Genomic DNA, 16,530 nt, shown 5'->3' with positions numbered 1-16,530 from the left:
CTCGGAAACTGTCGTCATGACGAGCCCCACTGTTCCCGGGCCGGGCCTTTACGGTCTCGCGCGGGCCTCGGCCATGACCGCCGTCGCGCTCGGCCTGCTTCTCGCAGTTCTCGATTACTCGGTGGCGAACGTGGCGTTGCCCACGATCGGTCACGATCTGCATGTCGCGCCATCCGACTCAATCTGGGTGGTCAATGCTTACCAGTTCGCATCCCTCGTCGCGCTGCTGCCATTCGCCGCCCTCGGGTCACGTGTCGGATTCGCACGCATGTGCCGCATCGGCACCGCCATCTTTATTGTCGCGTCGGTTCTGTGCGCGCTGTCGCACACGCTTGTTGAAATTTCCCTGGCGCGCGTTCTGCAGGGACTGGGCAGCGCCTGCATTCTAAGCGTCAATCTGGCGCTTGTCCGGTTCATTTACCCGCCGGCGGAGTTGGGCAAGGGCATCGGCCTCAACGGTCTGGTGATCGGAGTGGGCGTGGCGCTCGGTCCAAGCATCGGCGCCGCAGTTCTGAGCGTAACGAGCTGGCCCTGGATATTCTGGCTGAACGTGCCCCTTGGAGGCGCCGCATTGGCTCTGGCGTCCTTCACTCTTCCCCAAACGCCGCGTTCCTCTGCACCCTATGATGCGCCGCACGCTCTGTTGTCTGTTCTCGCCCTTGGGGGCATCGCGCTAGGGCTGGACGAATTCGCCCATGGCCATCTGGGCCTTACGGGATTCGGACCGCTCCTGCTCGGGGCGCTTGCGATCGGCATATTGTGGAGCCGACAGCATGACCGCCCGGACCCAATCTTTCCGGCTGATCTTTTAAAGCATGGCCCATTTCGCACGGCCTTTCTGGTCGGCGTGATGGGGTTTCTGACCTCCAACCTGTTCATGATTTCGATCCCGTTCACTCTGGAAACCGTTTTTGCAAAGAGTGCGTCTCTGACGGGCCTGCTGATCACTGCATGGCCGATCGGCGTCACGATCGCTTCGCCCGTCTCGGGCAGGTTGGCGGACAGATTGCCTGTGGGACTTGTCTCTTCTCTCGGCCTATTGCTGACGGGCGTCGGGTTCTTCGCTCTGTGCTGCCTGCCACCAACGGCGCCGAATTTAGTGATCGCCGCCACGATTCTGATCGCAGGAACCGGCTTTGGGATATTCCAGCCGCCGAACAATCGCGCGATGATGGCCTCCGCAAGGGCGGGCCGCGAAGGCGGGGCCAGCGGGATGGTCTCTCTTTCACGTCTGAGCGGGCAAACACTGGGAGCTACATCCGTCGCCTGCCTGTTCATGTATCTACCGTCACGGGCGTCGATGCTCTGCCTGGCGTTGGCTTCATCGTGCGCTCTGATCACCGCGACGGTCAGTGGTAGCCGTCTGTTGAAGCGTGACCCGAAGAAGTCGCTTCCCTGAGCATTGCCCCGTTGGGGCGCTTGCACAACGAACCGGGCGGACAGTTTGGATGATGAAGCCAAAGCCGTTTTCGGTAGGGATCTGCTAAAAACAGTCTTCCATATTTAAGCTTGCCTACGTAAATGTTGCGTCACATCAGAGTGGCGTGACAGCGCTAGCGTCAGTTACGGCATATCGCACCACAGACGCTTAACCGGCCACATAGTTACGAAATTGGAACTATCCATATTCATCGACGAGAAATGGCGGTAATCTGCGTGCCGGAAATTTTCTCGTCCGAAGGACGCCCCCGATGCCCGAACAGGGAATGGGGGCTGGAAAGTTTCTTCTGGAGGTAATTCGGAGCCCCCAAAGCCCACCAAACCTGGTGAGCTTTGCAATGGCCCTGTAAATCAGACCGACATCATTGCGTGCGCGGGATTATAACAGAATCCGATGACTTCTTGTCCGTATTGAGAATCGTCCCCCCGGACTGCGTCGAATATGTGCCTGCCGCCGACTGGTTTGGTGTCTTTGGTGGGTGGAACGCAGAAACCGGCCCGAATATCCCACCAGCAGAACTCTTCATAGTCCCTTCAGGCTGGCGTGCGCATCCGCGCGTTATAATCGAACAGACACCGTCCGTGCCGATCACTTCATCGTCGTCTCCAGTATAGTGCACGTCCGACACCCGATCATGGTCCAGGCGAATGACTGCGGAACACGTGGTGCCGCCGCCGCCGCCCAGTTGCGCGATGGTCGTAGCAATATCGCCAATGGGAATCAGGGTCGAACCGCCGTAACTCGCTTGTGCGTGCGTTCCTGTATAAACATAAATTTGAGTCGTATCGTTGAGTTGCTTCGTGGAGGCCGGGATTCCCGCACAAGCCTGAAGATCGTAGGATGTCATCCCGATCATTGTGATCTGCGCCTTGTGCGCGGCCCGTGAATCGAAGTACCCACATCCCCCCAGACTAAGGGACAAAGAAGACATCGCAAGAAGGTTGAGAAGGCTTTGACGATTCATTGGTTCGGTCAGTCTCCGCATGACGATTCAGCACGCACGCGTCAAAGCGCACTTTCGTGCCAACCGTAGTTCGCTCTTTCACGTTTGCGCAAGCCGCAAAAGGCTATTGCTTTTGCTGTACCGGAAAAAGAAGCGCCTCAAATTCAAGTCGAAAAGTTTCGTAAAGATTTTTATAATATCATATTGTATCTTCTGACTACACTCCCGCTCTGGCAAGACAAGAGACACTCTACTTCGCCATTGCCATTCCAATGAGCAGTCTGCATTATAAAAATATGCGCACTGTGCGCGTAGACCTTGAATTCAGATATGCAAAGATCAGAGTTCTGTACACAAACGCCCCTCTTTTCTTCGTCTCCAAACTCACTCGGCTGGATGGCGATGCGGGCTCAGGGAGAACCCATTACTCATGCCTCAGCAGTTAAACCGTCTGGCGCTGTTCAGTTCCGCCATAATCATCTTCGCGCTCGGAGGCTGTGGAGGGCCAGGACAACCGCCCGCGCCGCCTCTGCCCGCGTTGGAAAAAGTGACGGCGCTGGCGAGCGCCGACGCCGATTTTGTGCAGAAGTTGAACGATATGGATCTCACAGAGATCGCGTTGGCCAAAATTGCAGCGACTCATGCCGCCCGTAACGACATCGCGGCGTTGAGCGTCACTCTTCTGAAAGATTACACCGCGAATCAGGCGGCGCTGGCGAAAATAGCCACCCAACACGGCCTTACGCTGGCCACGGCCCCTTCGAACGAGGGACAGCGAATCATCCTCCAGATGAGTGGTGTGCATGGCGCGGCGTTCGATCGCGACTACGTCAATTACATCAAGAAAAGCTACAGAACACTCAAGCCTGCGCTTCAGGAGAGAGTCAAAAACTCACAAGATGCAGACGTCGTCGGCCTCGCCAAAGGTACCGAGAGTATGTTCTACGAACATGAGTCTTCGCTCTGATATAATTTTTCCTGTAAATGACGCGGAAAACATTTGAATTTAACATATGCTTTCCGCAGCGTATTGTTCGTTATTAAAAAGATGGCTTTAGAGGTTTCCCTTAGTTCCGCAGCGGAAAGGCGTGATAGGCGCCTCGCCCCAGACCGCCGTGTGTCTACCTTGATCCGTATTTGAAAGAAATACGGATCAAGGTAGACGATTATTACCTCAGCAAGTTTTCTTGGCGGTCCGTTCAATCTAGGAAATGTAAAGAAAGGCTCGTTCCAAGCGTCGCAAATATTGGTGTCCAAAACCGAATAACTGATTTTCGATCCGTGACATCACGCAGCTCCGGCATTGCACAAAATATGATTCACAAGCGTTCGCACGACATCTGAAGACGGCCTACGTCCCTCAAATTGGCGCTGAGAAAGCCAAACGGAGCCCTGATTACGGCGAATTTCGTCAAATATCCGCAAAGTCGTCAGAATCGTGTATTACCAGCTTCTCATGCAGGTAAATCATTCCGCTCTATTGCTTCCAACGCAGCCTTGATTTCCTGGATAACGGGCTCCAATCCGGGCCGTAATATATTGGTGCTCGATACTATTAACGATAGATTTTGCGGCGCCGTTTTTACGCCGGGCAACGGAAGAAAATTACAATCCGTCAGATGACCCACTGCGTCGAAATCGCGCATGATCGCGATCCCCAAGCCACGTTTGACCATATCGCACAACAGCGCGACGTTATTTGACGTAAATACGACATTGAACGCCAGAGACGCTTCCGCGAAGAGATTTTCCACCGTCGACCACAAAGCCGTAGATGAGTCCGGGGCTATAATTTGGTAGTCTAGACAATCAGCCAGACGAATACGGGATTTTTTCGTTAACGGGTGTCCGAGGCGTACGAGCGTTCCGATCCGCGACACCACCTGCGCCTCCACACGCAGGCCCGTGAACGACGGCGGCTCGAACGTCAAGGCAATGTCGCACTCGTTGGCGCGAATGAGGTTTGCTGAGGTCGCTGCATTGGCGACGGTGATCTTGAAGCGAAGTTTCGGCGAGACTTCATGAAGACGCGTGACAAGCGCAGGAATGAAGCTCACCGCCAATCCATCGGCGACAGCTATTCGCACCTCCCCGCCCTTGCCGCTACGCAACTCCTCTATGTGCTGAAGCAGCGTGATTTCGTCATTCGACCAACGCGCGATCTGTTGCGCAACAGCACTCCCTGCCGGCGTCAGCCGTAAGCCGGACGGAAGCCGATCGAATAATTTCACCCCCAGAGTCTGCTCCGCATTCAGCACCTGCCTGTCCACGGCGGACGCCGCCACGTTAAGCACGTCCGCTGCCTTTCTCATTGATCCTTGCGAAACGATCTCTTCGAAATACCTGGAGAATTTCGAATGGAAGACCATCGCTCGCCCTTTATCTGAAAACTGTGTTCCCCGGCGCGACCGAGATCATCGCACAGTTCTTAAATCACGCGTTCTAAAAAAGGCAACATTCCGTGCGAAATTCCAACCTTTCTCGCGGGCGGCTGCACTCCCTATAGTGCCGCCGCCCGCGCTGAAGCGACGTCAAGGCCGGCGCCCCGTTCACTCATTTTCGGCGAACCTAAATGGATCGATTCACCGCGCATCACTCACGATCATCCGCCCAGCGAGCGATGAACCGATGCCGGGAATTGAGTGAGACGCCCTACAGCGACATCCCTGACGGTCTCTTTCGTCCTTTTCTGGGACCAGCGCACACCATCACATCAGAACGCGTAACATCATGGATGCAGGATGCGGGCCTGTCGGTCCGACGCGACGCGATAGGCACCCTTATCGGCCGATATGAAGGAACGCAGCCCGACGCCCCGGCCTTGCTGATCGGTTCGCATATAGACAGCGTTCGAAACGGCGGCGCTTTTGACGGCATGCTTGGGGTCTTGTTGGCGATTGAATGCGTGTCCGCGCTGCATTCGAACAACCAGCACCTGCCTTACGCCATCGAGATCGCTGCATTCGGTGACGAGGAGGGCTCTCGCTTCCCTCAATCCATGCTCGGCTCACGCATGCTCAGTGGCAAATCCGTCGGCTCAGTCGCCGAGATACAGGATCAGGACGGCGTCACCTTACAAGAGGCACTGAAAGGCGTCGGCCTCGACATTGCCTACCTTGAGAGCGCGCGTCGCTCGCCACATGAGTTTTTAGGATACTTGGAGCTCCACATTGAGCAAGGGCCGATTCTGGATAAGGAGGGGCTGTCGGTTGCGGCAGTTGAGGCCATTGTCGGCATCAGGCGCTTTCACGTCATCCTGAAGGGCGAAGCTGGCCATGCGGGCACCGTCCCGATGGAAATGCGTCGCGACGCCCTCGCCGCCGCGAGTGAAATCGTTCTGGGGATAGAGGCCTACGCCAATCAGAGCGAAGGACAGCTGCGCGCGACCGTAGGGAAGTCCGAAGCCTTTCCCGGGGCCATAAATATCATACCTGGCCGGGTCGCCTTTACCGTCGAATTGCGATCCGCCGATCATTCTGGTCTGGATTGCAGCGTTCTGAATGTGACATCGCTTATCGAGGCCATCTGCGCGAAGCGGAACATTTCAGCGACGATTTTCGATAGACAGGATTTCGAGCCAGCCTTGTGCGACACACGCCTCACCACACTGCTTGAAGACTGTATCGAGACAGCCGGGCACCCACGCAAACGCCTTGTAAGCGGGGCCGGACATGACGCGATGATGATGTGCGACTGGATTCCCACAACCATGCTCTTTATCCGTAGTCCGGGGGGAATCAGCCACCACCCCGCAGAAACCGTCGAATTGAAAGATGTCGCCGCTGCGTTCGACGTCATGATGACATTTGTCTCATCGCTCGACGCGCGGCGCGTGCGTCCCGAAGGAGAAATGCAATGAGCGCCAACAACGGGCTTGTGCTGGTCGACAGTCATTGCCACCTCGATTTCGACGAGCTGGAGTCCGATTTCGAGGACGTTCTGAGTCGAGCAAGAGCTGCGGGCGTGTGCCGTTTCGTAAACATCGGCATTCAGGTCAGCCGCCATCAATACGCACTACAGCGCACACAGAACCACGACGATATTTTTCATTCCGTAGGCACGCACCCGCATTGGGCCGCCGAAGAAAATGACGTGACTGCGGAGCAACTCGTTGCGCTGACGGCTCACCCCAAAGTCATCGGTATTGGCGAAGTCGGTCTGGACCGCATCCTCACCGATGCGCCGTGGGACGCGCAGATGCGTAATCTTCTGGTCCATATCGATGCGGCAAGACGCACACAGCTGCCCCTGATCATTCATTCCGTGGGCGAAGACCGGGAAATGGAGGCCACGCTGCGTCGCGCGGACGCCGAAGGACGTTTCCCCGTTGTCATGCACTGTTTTTCTGGTGGCTGGGATCTGGCGCGCGCCAATCTTGAACTTGGGCATTATATATCGTTTTCCGGCCTCCTGACCCATGATGGCCGCGAAGCCCTGCACGAAATAGCCGCCCAACTGCCGGCGGATCGTATCCTTCTCGAGACCGACGCCCCGTCGCTTGCGCCAAAACCCTTCGAGAATCAGCGGAACGAACCCGCCCACATTGTCCACACGCTCGACTTTCTTGCCCAACTGCGAGGAGTTTCACGAAACGCACTGGCGGCGCAGACCACGGAAAATTTCTTTCGAGTCTTCAAAAAGGCGCCTCGCCCGCACGCACCTTGACAGCCGAGTTGGCGTTCTGTTTTTTAGAACGGGTGGCCACAAAAATTGCACTTGCGCGCACAAGATACGATAACGCAACATTGTGCGGTAATGGCTGTGCTTCGGCACAAAAGAAAACTCAACCCTCAGCGCCGCGGTGGTAAATGACGCCTGTTAAGTTCTGCTCTGCTCGTTCCGTGCTTCTCATGACCGGATCGATAGGCGCATTTGTCATCGCGGGCAGCTCGACAGCAGTTTCGGCGACTACCCACCACCCCCAAAAACGCGCTGTAGCAGCGCACAGCGTCAGCCCGGCGGCGCCTGTCGCCGTTGCCTCCAGACCGGTGGCGAAAGTGCGCCCTGCAGCGCGGCGACTGCCCCGCGGCGAAGAAGCCGTAACCGTCACGGCGCGGCGCCGCAATGAACGCGCCACCGACGTGCCTGAAGCCGTGTACACGATAAAGCCGTCGCAGATTTCCACGCTGACCGTCGCCGGTGACGATATCCGTTCTCTGGCCGGTCGTACGCCAAGCCTCAATATCGAGTCATCTTTCGGCCGTACCTTCCCGCGCATCTATATTCGCGGCCTAGGCAACGCGAACTTCGACACCAATTCGGCACAGCCTGTCGCGATGTACTATGACGACGTGGTGCTGGATAACCCGGTCCTGCGCTCCTTTCCGCTGTTCGATCTCGCAGACACCGAAGTGCTCGCCGGACCGCAAGGGACGTTGTTCGGTCGCAATACGCCTGCTGGCGTCATCAACATCCACTCAAAGGGGCCGGAAGACAAGACGGCCGGCTATATCAGCCAGAGTTATGGCACGTTCAATTCCGCAGTTACGCAAGGCGCTGTGAATATCGCCGTCGTGCCGCACAAGTTCTCGATGCGGCTTTCGATCATCAACCAGCGCCGCGATAACTGGGTTCATAACGTCTATGACGGACCACGCTGGAAGAAGAGCCTGGAGGGTTACGAAGATATCGCAGGGCGCCTGCAAGGCCTGTACACCATTGATGATTCGGCCAATATCCTTTTCGAGGTCAACGCCCGTCATGTCGAGGGCACAGCCACCCTGTTCCGCGCCAATTTGTACCAGCATGGTTATCAGGGCATTCGTCCCGGCTACGATATCTACAACGTCTCGCAGAACGGCGATAACGCCCAAAATCTGACGACTGCGGGCGGACATATCAAAGCCACGAAAAACTTCGCTCATTTCGGCGTTCAGCTAATCAGTTCATGGACCGAGGGCTCCCTGGGCTCGATCGGCTCGATCGACGGCGGAAATCCTTCAACAGTTCCATTCAGTGTTCAAACCGGAACGTCGGCGCCGAAAATCAGCCAGACGACGCAGGAACTCCGCGTCTATACCGTCAAAACCGGAAAGTTTTTTGATCAGGCTGGCGTCTACTACTTCAACGAATTTCTCGACGACTACGATTACAACTATAACTCGACGACCATGAAGACGACGGAACTCGCCAACCAGCGTCAGAACGAGAATTCAGTCGGCGTATTCGATTCCATGACTTATGATATTTTGCATAATCTGAGCATCACCGGTGGGATTCGTTACACATACGACTTCAAAAATTTCAGCGCGACACGCATTTTTGGCGGCGATGGCCCGCTGGCTCTGTCCCAAGCTTCGCACTCGAACAACATCAGCTGGGACGCAAGCGTAAACTACAAGATTACGCCGAACATGAGCGTCTATTTCCGCGCCGCGACGGGCTTTCTCGCCCCCAGCTTCCAGGGTCGTCTTACAAGCAACAGCTACATTTCCAAGGCGTCCGCAGAACGCAACACGTCGTTTGAGCTGGGCTACAAGGCGAACCTCGCCCAGGGGCGCGTTCAGCTGACCGGCGCAGCCTATATGTGGAACACCAAGAACATGCAGCTGACGGCGTCGGGCGGAACGTCAAACCAGATCCAGCTGTTGAACGCTGATCATGTCGTCGGTCGCGGGTTCGAATTCAGCGCACAGACTTATCCGATCGAGAATCTCTCGATCAGCGCCAACATGAGCTACAATTTCACCCAGATTCATTCCCCCGGTCTGGAGTCGGGCGCATGCGGCGTAGGCTGCACGATGCTCAACCCGATCGACGCGACGACCGGACTCGCGAAAATCAACGGCAACGGTCTGCCTTATGCGCCCCGCTGGATCGCGAACCTGAATGCATCTTACAGGATTCCGCTCACCAACACGAAACGGCTCGTTCTTTCCACGGACTGGTCATGGCGTAGTCAGGAATTCTTCACGCTCTACCGGTCCGTAGAGTTTGAAGGCAAAGCCCTGCTCCTTGGCGGCGCAAGCCTCGCTTACGAAGACACGAAGCATCACTACTCCGCCAGCGTCTACGTTCGAAACATCACAAACAAGGTCGTCGGCATCGGCGCGCTCGATTTCGACAATTATACCGGTTACATCAACGACCCACGTATCATCGGAGGTTCGTTACGATATGATTTCTGATCGGATGACAGGCGCTTTCCTTCGCCGCGTCTCACTCGCCGCAGCCCTGGCGCTGTCGACCGTCGCGACGACCAAAGCAGCCTCGCCGACTGAGGTCGATCAGAATCTCGTTTTTATCGATAACGATTTTTCAGGACCGGGAGAGACCAATATCGAGTCTCTCTATCCTGCGCTGTCCGATCCGCACACCAAGCTTCTGGGCGTCGGAGCCGTAACGGGCGACGCGTGGCGTGACGAGGGCGCCGCCCATCTCCTCGCGTTCCTCAAACAGGTTGGATGCCCTTCACTCCCGCTCTATATGGGCGCGGAAATGCCCCTGGTCCGTACTGCAAACGAGATGTACGCCTGGGAGGCCCAATACGGCCGCATCATCTGGAAAGGCGCCTGGCAGCCCGCGAGCCCCCGTCACCCGACAGGACACCCAGATCAACCGTCCCTGATCCCGACGATGCCTGAAGGGTTTACGCCGACGCTTCCTCATGGGGAGAGCGCCGCTCACGCCATGATCGACGCGGTCCATCGTTACCCGCATCAGGTGACGATCGTGGCGGGCGGCCCCCTCACCGACGTCGCGCTTGCAATCAAGCTGGACAGTGAATTCGCCAGGCTCGCCAAACAGCTGGTCTTCATGGGCGGCCTGCTGGACACGGATCATCCCCAGATCGCTGTCGAAAAAACACACGAGATCGATTTCTACACCGATTTCAACATGATCTTTGACCCGGAAGCGGCGCATATCGTGCTTACCGCTCCGTGGCACAGCATCACCAATATGGGAAATGTTACGCTCGGCGTCCTGCTGGAGACGGAACTACGTGAACAGGCCAAAGGAAAGAAAGCGCCGCTCGCCGCATATTTCGCACGTTACGCGCAACCTGGCATCCCGATGTGGGATGAACTGACCACGGCGGTCGCGCTGCATCCGGAACTGGTGACGTCGTCCGTAGACGCCACGATGGACGTCGAGATTGCGCAAGGGATGTTCTATGGGCGCGCCCACGCCCGCCCGCTGTCGCTGTCCTTGAAGGGCGCGCCGGTGGTGCACATCGTTACGGCGGTTGATGCTGCAAAGTTTTATCAGATCTTCGCCGCCGGGTTTGATGGCCCTGCCCGTTGTTCGCAGTAAACAACGGGTCGGCCGCCTCTTGAAACGCGGCCTCAATTCCTGAACCGAAACGTTGATGCTACAGACGCCGTTCATCGCCCTGACGAAGGAGACAGGCCCTGTCCACCCCCGACCTGCCCGCGGCGCCCCCTTCTGGTGGCGGCATTTTGCGTTTTTTGTCGCCGGACCGGGCCAATCCGCCTGAAACAAGTCTCACACGCGAGTTGCTGGCCGCGCTGACGACATTCGGCGCCATGGGATATGTCGTGGTCGTGAACCCGCAGATCCTGTCGGTCACGGGCGCAGATCGGCACGCGTTGATCGTCATCACGGCGCTCGCGGCGATCGTCGGGTCACTTTTCATGGGGCTGATCGGGCGTCTGCCGATCGCTCTGGCCCCCGCCATGGGCACCAACACCGTGTTCGCCATGGCCGTGGCCGGGAGTGGCGTGTCCTACGGGACAGCGCTGGTGATGGTCCTGGTCGGGGGCATCGTCTTCACGCTGTTCTCGGCGAGTCGCCTGCGTGAACAGGTGGTGATGGCCTTCCCCGAAGCGATACGCACGGGGCTGCAATGTGGCCTTGGACTATTCATCGCGAAGCTTGGCCTTATGGGCGGCGGACTGCTGACCCGCGACGGGCATTTCGGCGATCTGCGGGAGCCGTCCGTGATGCTCGCCGGGGCCGCTCTATTGGCGACTCCCGTTCTGTTGGCTCTGCGCGTGCCGGCGGCGTTGCTGCTTTCGATCGTCGCTGTGACGTTGATCGGTCTGTTCGTACCGGGAGCGCATGGTGGCGCGCTTACGCACCTTCCAGCCGCTCCGGTGCAGATGCCGCCATGGCCCAGCGACTATACGTTCGCGTTCGATTTCGGATCGTTCATGAACCATCTGGCGTTGGCTTTGCCGCTCGCCGGGTATTTCTTCCTGGGCGACTTCTTCTCGGCGACGGCGACCCTTATCGGCGTCACCCGCCGGGCGGGGTTGATGAATGCTGACGGAAAGCTGCCGAACGCACGCGCCGCCTATCTTGCGGACGGGCTGGCCTCAATGGTCGGTTCCTGCATCGGCAGCCCTACAATCGCAGCGTATGTCGAGTCCGCGACCGGAGTCGAAACAGGCGGCAGAACCGGTTTGACCGCTATCCTCGTGGCGATCCTGTTCACCTTCGCGATGTTCTTCTGGCCGCTGATCGCCGCCGTTCCCGCTCAGGCCACCACGCCTGCGCTGGTCATGGTCGGCGTGATGATGATGGAGGGCATCCGCCATCTCGACTGTTCGAAGCTGGAAAATACAGTCAGCGCCGTTCTGATCATGCTTCTGACCGTCACAACGGGCAATCTTGTAATCGGGCTTGCTGCCGGCTCCTTTGCCTACACGTTGATGGCCCTCGTCCTGCGTATCCGGGTGGCGCCCGTGCTGCTGCTCACCGACGTATTGCTGGCGGTTTATGTCGCGCTTAGCGCCTTGACGCTGCATCACTGAAATTCCCGAAAGGATCATCAAAAATGACAGAGACAAAGGCGAAGCCGGGAGCCGACCTCGATGATCCTGCGCTGCGCGACCGTGCAGTAAAGGCGGCGGCTGGCGAACATCCTTTCGATATTCTTCTGACTGGCGGCGTCGTTGCCGATATGGTGACTGGCGAACTGCGGGAAGCAGATGTCGGTCTGGTTGGGCCGCTGATCGCAAGCGTGCATCCGAGAGGCGAACGAGCGGACGCCGCGCGCACCATCGCACTGGACGGCGCGGTAGTGGCGCCCGGCCTGATCGACACGCATCTTCATATCGAAAGCTCGATGATCACGCCGCGCAGCTACGCGGAAGTCGTTGTTCCGCAAGGCACCACGACAATCTGCTGGGACCCGCATGAAGTCGGCAATGTCGGCGGCCTCGACGCCGTGCGCTGGGCGGTCGCAGCCGCACGCGACCTGCCACTACGCATTCTCGTGGAGGCGCCGTCCTGCGTGCCATCCGCTCCGGGCCTGGAACGCGCCGGCGCCGTGTTCGACGCTTCCGCCATGGCGGAAATGCTTTCCTGGCCGGAGATCATCGGCGTCGCCGAAGTCATGGACATGCGCGGCGTCATCGAACGTTCGCCTCATATGAGCAGCATTGTTCAGGCCGGTCTCGACAGCGGCAAACGCGTCTTCGGGCACGCGCGCGGCCTGTCCGGCGCTCCTTTACAGGCGTTCTGCGCTGCGGGCGTTGAATCCGACCACGAACTGACCGGCGAGCAGGACGTGCTCTCCAAACTCCGCGCAGGGCTCACGCTCGAACTTCGCGGGTCCCACCCCGACATGGCGATCGAAGCGGTAAAGGCGTTCGAGACGCTGGGCCATGTACCGCAGACGGTGACGCTCTGTACGGACGATATCTTTCCGGACGACCTCGTCGCCAAAGGCGGCGTGATCGCTCTCGTGCGCCTGCTGGTCGCGGCAGGCATGAAGCCGCTGGATGTCCTGCGTTGCGGAACGCTGAACGCAGCGCGTTGGTTGGGGCGTAACGATCTCGGCCTGATTGCGCCGGGTCGCCGGGCTGACATGGTCATCTATGGCGACCTGTCCTCCCTTCCAATCCAGCGGGTCTTCGTGTCGGGACAGGAAGCAGCCATAGACGGCGCGCTGACGACCGCACCCCGACCGGACACGCTGGTCGCGCCGAAAGGCACGATGAAGCTCGCCCCGGTGGCGGAAGCTGCGTTCCGCATTCTCGCGCCGGGTGTGGCCGACGGCGAAAAAGTCCGCATTCACACCGTCCATACGCCACGCTTCACCCGCTGGGCGGAACGCGATGTCGACGTCAGAGATGGCGCCGTTGTCCTGCCGGAGGACTGCATCATCATGGCGGTGTTCAACCGTTACGGTATGTCCGACAAGCCGGGCATCGGTGTGATGGAAGGTTGGGGCGAGTGGCGTGGCGCCTTCGCGACGACGATTCTGCACGATAGCCACAACCTCGCGGTGTTCGGTCGCAATCCTGCCGATCTGGCTGCGGCGGCGAACGCCCTGATTGAGTGCGGAGGCGGCATGGCCGCCGTGATCAACGGCAAGCCGACCTGCGTGCTCGACCTGCCAGTCTGCGGACTACTCTCTGAAGATCCGCCGCTGGTTGTAGCCGAGAGGTTCGCAGCTGTGCGCGCAGCGTCTTTAGATGTCGCCACAAACGTTCCAGCGCCGTTGGTCAAGCTGGTCATTGGCGCGAGCCTCGCCTGCAATCCGGGCCCACATGTCACGGATCTCGGGATCACTGATGGTATGACCGGTCGGATTGTTACGGAGGCAGTAGTGGCGCTTTAAACAGGCCATCTACTTTTTGTTATGAGTGGCTCAGTAGTTACAACGGACTACTGAGCGCAAAGGTTATCTGTTGGCCTTTTGACTAGGGTTTTAGACTGACGTCGGTTGCGATCTTATGGCGATCCTGCAGTTCGCGGCGCACGAGAAAAACGCCACGGTCCATCGGGACAGTGGCGTTCGTGATGCGTTCGTATCGCAAGTATCGTTGGTTGCGGGGACAGGATTTGAACCTGTGACCTTCAGGTTATGAGTTCCAGTCTAATACTTACACTTTTGTCGCACACGACCAGTTTTTCTACGATAAATGGCGGTTTTTATTACGTTTTTACTCAGAACATGGTACACTCCCCTACGACTGGAATCGCCCCATTTCTCCCCCAGATGATTCCTATTTGATTCCAGTGATTCCAGCCGAGGGAGGCAGGAGCATGGTCAAGATCACGAAACGTTCCGTCGAGGCCGCCGCTAGGACGGGCAAGGAGTATTTCCTCTGGGACGACGAGCTTCGGGGCTTCGGCCTCAGGGTCCATCCCTCGGGCCGGAAAATCTACCTCGCCCAGTTCCGCGCGGGCGGGCGCATCCGCCGGGTCAATATCGGCCCGCATGGTCCCATAACCCCGGACCAGGCCCGCACCGAGGCGATGAAACATCTGTCCGATGTCCGGCTCGGCAGCGATCCCGGCGCGCAGCGCGACCGACTCCGTGCCGCCGCGACCATGAAGGAGTTTGGCAAGCGGTTCCTTGACGAACACGTCGCCTCGCACTGCAAGCCCTCGACACAGTACGAGTATCGTCGCTGCGTGGACCTGTTCATCACGCCGAAGCTGGGAACACTCAAGGTCATCGACGTGACCCGCGCCGATGTCGTCGAATTGCACCAAGGGCTGAAAGAGACGCCCTATCAGGCCAACCGGGTGTTGGGCGTGCTGTCGATCATGTTCACTCTGGCCGACACCTGGGGCATACGGTCAGATGGGATCAATCCGTGCTGGAAGGTCAAACGCTACAAAGAGGTGAAGCGCGAGCGTTACCTGACACCGGATGAACTGGCCCGGCTAGGCAAGGTGCTCCGTGAAGCAGACGGCGAACCGGAAGCCGCGACCTGCATTCGCCTGTTGCTGTTAACCGGGTGCCGCTTGGGGGAAATCCAGACGCTGAAATGGGAGTATGTGGATTTTCGGGCCGGTGTGCTGCGCCTGCCGGATTCCAAGACCGGAGCTAAAATCGTGCCCATCGGCAAGGCGGCGCTGGACGTTCTGGCGGACATTCCCCGGATCGACGGCAATCCCTATGTGATCACCGGGAAGGTGGAGGGCCAGTATCTGACCGACATCCAGAAACCGTGGCGGCGGCTGCGCGCGCGGGCCGGGCTGGACACGCTACGCATCCACGACCTGCGCCATTCTTTCGCATCGGACGCGCTCCAGCTTGGCGCGGACCTGACCATGATCGGGCGGTTATTGGGCCACACGCAGGTGCAGACCACCGCACGGTATGCCCACCTCAAGACCGATCCCATCAGAGAAACGGCAAATAAGATATCAAATTGCATAGCAGAATCTTTAGGTTAAAAGACCTAAAAGAAAAATACGCCGCAAACTATTTGATTGATTTATCACTTAATAAATAATATATATATTGCGTTAATTAAAATAATATACCTTACGGAAGCATCAGGAATTTCCTTTGATCATTACTAAGGTTATCAACTGCTGCGCGACCGAAGATTGAAGCATATACTTTATAAGAACACCCTTGAATCCATTGCGTCAGACGACGCTCAAATTTATCTCTATTAGCGGCGTAAGCGTAAGCAGATAAATACCCGCTGCGCATTAACTCTAGCCGTTTGAAGAGCTTGGGCGCATCAATTCCGCGAGATCTAAGGAACGACAAATCATGATATTTTCTAATATTACTTCGAATTTCCAATACTTGTTCCTCAGATATAATTAATTCATATTTTCTATATCCATTAAGCGCCAACTGCATGCCGAGAAATTCAACTGGTTCATCTGGACATCTTATATAACTTTTTTCCGCACTTAGCTTTAATCCCAATTTTTCCAGCTCGCTTTCAACCCGAACTTTGGCCTCGGCACACGAGGCTTCCGTCTTAGTAAAAATAATAAGGTCATCAGCGTACCTTACCATTGGGTATTTAGAACCTATAATCTTGTCAAAATCTCCAAGTACAAAATTACTTAGAATAGGCGAAAGAGGCATTCCCTGACGCAAGCCGACTCCCGTCTTTATATTATTTTGGGATATTGCAATCCTTGTCCGGTCTCCTCGCTCCAATACCTCACAGTTGATTGCTGCCAAAAATAGAGGAGCTAGCGACTTTTGACGAAAGGCCCGACAAAAACGGTCAGACAAATCCTTTCGGTCGATCGTATCAAAAAACTTTGAAATATCTGCTTTAAATGCCCATGGATTTTCGCCGCGGAGTTTGGATGCCGCTTTGTGAGCGCCGTATACTCCTCGCTCAGCCCCGCCCGCATCTCGCACGAAGCCATAACTTACTTCATTGAGAATACCCAATCTTCTCGATTGTTTCTCTAAGAGCCTGTTTGGAAAATCACGGGTGAGCATTTCTGCGCATGAGATTGGCGC

Annotated in this window: 12 protein-coding genes; 9 read left to right on the top strand and 3 right to left on the bottom strand. The window is 57.2% G+C overall.

Going from position 1 to position 16,530, the window contains the following annotated elements; genetic code table 11:
* Nucleotides 1-16: 16 nt before the first annotated feature.
* Nucleotides 17-1,399, top strand: coding sequence for an MFS transporter (locus tag J2D73_RS03045; RefSeq protein WP_207879278.1), 1,383 nt, complete (start codon nt 17-19; stop codon nt 1,397-1,399).
* Between the two features lie 403 nt (nt 1,400-1,802).
* On the opposite strand, the gene J2D73_RS03040 is transcribed toward J2D73_RS03045, so the two are convergent.
* Nucleotides 1,803-2,297 (bottom strand): hypothetical protein, encoded by a 495-nt coding sequence (locus J2D73_RS03040; RefSeq protein WP_086643286.1) that lies wholly within the window; start codon nt 2,295-2,297, stop codon nt 1,803-1,805.
* Between the two features lie 517 nt (nt 2,298-2,814).
* Here J2D73_RS03040 and J2D73_RS03035 point away from each other — a divergent pair.
* The gene (locus J2D73_RS03035) at nt 2,815-3,351 is read left to right on the top strand and encodes a DUF4142 domain-containing protein (protein ID WP_207879276.1); all 537 of its coding nucleotides are present in this window, start codon (nt 2,815-2,817) and stop codon (nt 3,349-3,351) included.
* 487 nt (nt 3,352-3,838) lie between these two features.
* Here the strand turns inward: J2D73_RS03035 and J2D73_RS03030 are convergent, their stop codons facing one another.
* Nucleotides 3,839-4,753 carry a LysR family transcriptional regulator gene (locus tag J2D73_RS03030; RefSeq protein ID WP_279380881.1) on the bottom strand — a complete coding sequence of 305 codons (915 nt, stop codon included), beginning with the start codon at nt 4,751-4,753 and terminating at the stop codon, nt 3,839-3,841.
* A 203-nt stretch (nt 4,754-4,956) separates the two neighbouring features.
* On the opposite strand from J2D73_RS03030, the gene J2D73_RS03025 reads away from it, so the two are divergent.
* From J2D73_RS03025 to J2D73_RS02995, 7 genes are all read left to right on the top strand, one after another.
* A complete protein-coding gene (locus J2D73_RS03025) occupies nt 4,957-6,243 on the top strand; it encodes an allantoate amidohydrolase (protein WP_207879273.1) in 1,287 nt (428 codons plus the stop codon).
* The gene (locus tag J2D73_RS03020; protein WP_207879271.1) at nt 6,240-7,049 is read left to right on the top strand and encodes a TatD family hydrolase; all 810 of its coding nucleotides are present in this window, start codon (nt 6,240-6,242) and stop codon (nt 7,047-7,049) included. Before J2D73_RS03025 ends, J2D73_RS03020 begins: the two co-directional genes overlap by 4 nt.
* 185 nt (nt 7,050-7,234) lie before the next feature.
* Entirely contained in the window at nt 7,235-9,511 is a 2,277-nt protein-coding gene (locus tag J2D73_RS03015; RefSeq protein WP_207879269.1) for a TonB-dependent receptor, read from the top strand.
* Nucleotides 9,501-10,637, top strand: coding sequence for a nucleoside hydrolase (locus tag J2D73_RS03010; protein WP_207879267.1), 1,137 nt, complete (start codon nt 9,501-9,503; stop codon nt 10,635-10,637). The genes J2D73_RS03015 and J2D73_RS03010 overlap by 11 nt, the downstream gene beginning before the upstream one ends.
* 146 nt (nt 10,638-10,783) lie before the next feature.
* Entirely contained in the window at nt 10,784-12,100 is a 1,317-nt protein-coding gene (locus tag J2D73_RS03005) for an NCS2 family permease (RefSeq protein WP_207879265.1), read from the top strand.
* 23 nt (nt 12,101-12,123) lie between these two features.
* Nucleotides 12,124-13,914: an adenine deaminase gene (locus J2D73_RS03000; protein WP_207879263.1), complete on the top strand. Its 1,791-nt coding sequence runs from the start codon at nt 12,124-12,126 to the stop codon at nt 13,912-13,914.
* A 428-nt stretch (nt 13,915-14,342) separates the two neighbouring features.
* Nucleotides 14,343-15,485, top strand: coding sequence for a tyrosine-type recombinase/integrase (locus tag J2D73_RS02995; protein WP_207879261.1), 1,143 nt, complete (start codon nt 14,343-14,345; stop codon nt 15,483-15,485).
* Between the two features lie 91 nt (nt 15,486-15,576).
* On the opposite strand, the gene J2D73_RS02990 is transcribed toward J2D73_RS02995, so the two are convergent.
* The coding region (locus J2D73_RS02990) for a reverse transcriptase domain-containing protein (RefSeq protein WP_243429598.1) at nt 15,577-16,530 on the bottom strand (954 nt) is incomplete at its 5' end.

Source organism: Acetobacter sacchari (genome assembly GCF_017377715.1).
GTDB lineage: Bacteria > Pseudomonadota > Alphaproteobacteria > Acetobacterales > Acetobacteraceae > Acetobacter > Acetobacter sacchari.
The sequence above is the reverse complement of the archived record's forward strand: the minus strand, read 5'-3'. Positions and strand labels throughout refer to the sequence as shown.

Coding starts and splice junctions, on each gene's coding strand:
- J2D73_RS03045 (WP_207879278.1), top strand. CDS start 17: ATGACGAGCCCCACTGTTCCCGGGCCGGGCCTTTACGGTCTCGCGCGG.
- J2D73_RS03040 (WP_086643286.1), bottom strand. CDS start 2,297: ATGATCGGGATGACATCCTACGATCTTCAGGCTTGTGCGGGAATCCCG.
- J2D73_RS03035 (WP_207879276.1), top strand. CDS start 2,815: ATGCCTCAGCAGTTAAACCGTCTGGCGCTGTTCAGTTCCGCCATAATC.
- J2D73_RS03030 (WP_279380881.1), bottom strand. CDS start 4,753: ATGGTCTTCCATTCGAAATTCTCCAGGTATTTCGAAGAGATCGTTTCG.
- J2D73_RS03025 (WP_207879273.1), top strand. CDS start 4,957: ATGGATCGATTCACCGCGCATCACTCACGATCATCCGCCCAGCGAGCG.
- J2D73_RS03020 (WP_207879271.1), top strand. CDS start 6,240: ATGAGCGCCAACAACGGGCTTGTGCTGGTCGACAGTCATTGCCACCTC.
- J2D73_RS03015 (WP_207879269.1), top strand. CDS start 7,235: ATGACCGGATCGATAGGCGCATTTGTCATCGCGGGCAGCTCGACAGCA.
- J2D73_RS03010 (WP_207879267.1), top strand. CDS start 9,501: ATGATTTCTGATCGGATGACAGGCGCTTTCCTTCGCCGCGTCTCACTC.
- J2D73_RS03000 (WP_207879263.1), top strand. CDS start 12,124: ATGACAGAGACAAAGGCGAAGCCGGGAGCCGACCTCGATGATCCTGCG.
- J2D73_RS02995 (WP_207879261.1), top strand. CDS start 14,343: ATGGTCAAGATCACGAAACGTTCCGTCGAGGCCGCCGCTAGGACGGGC.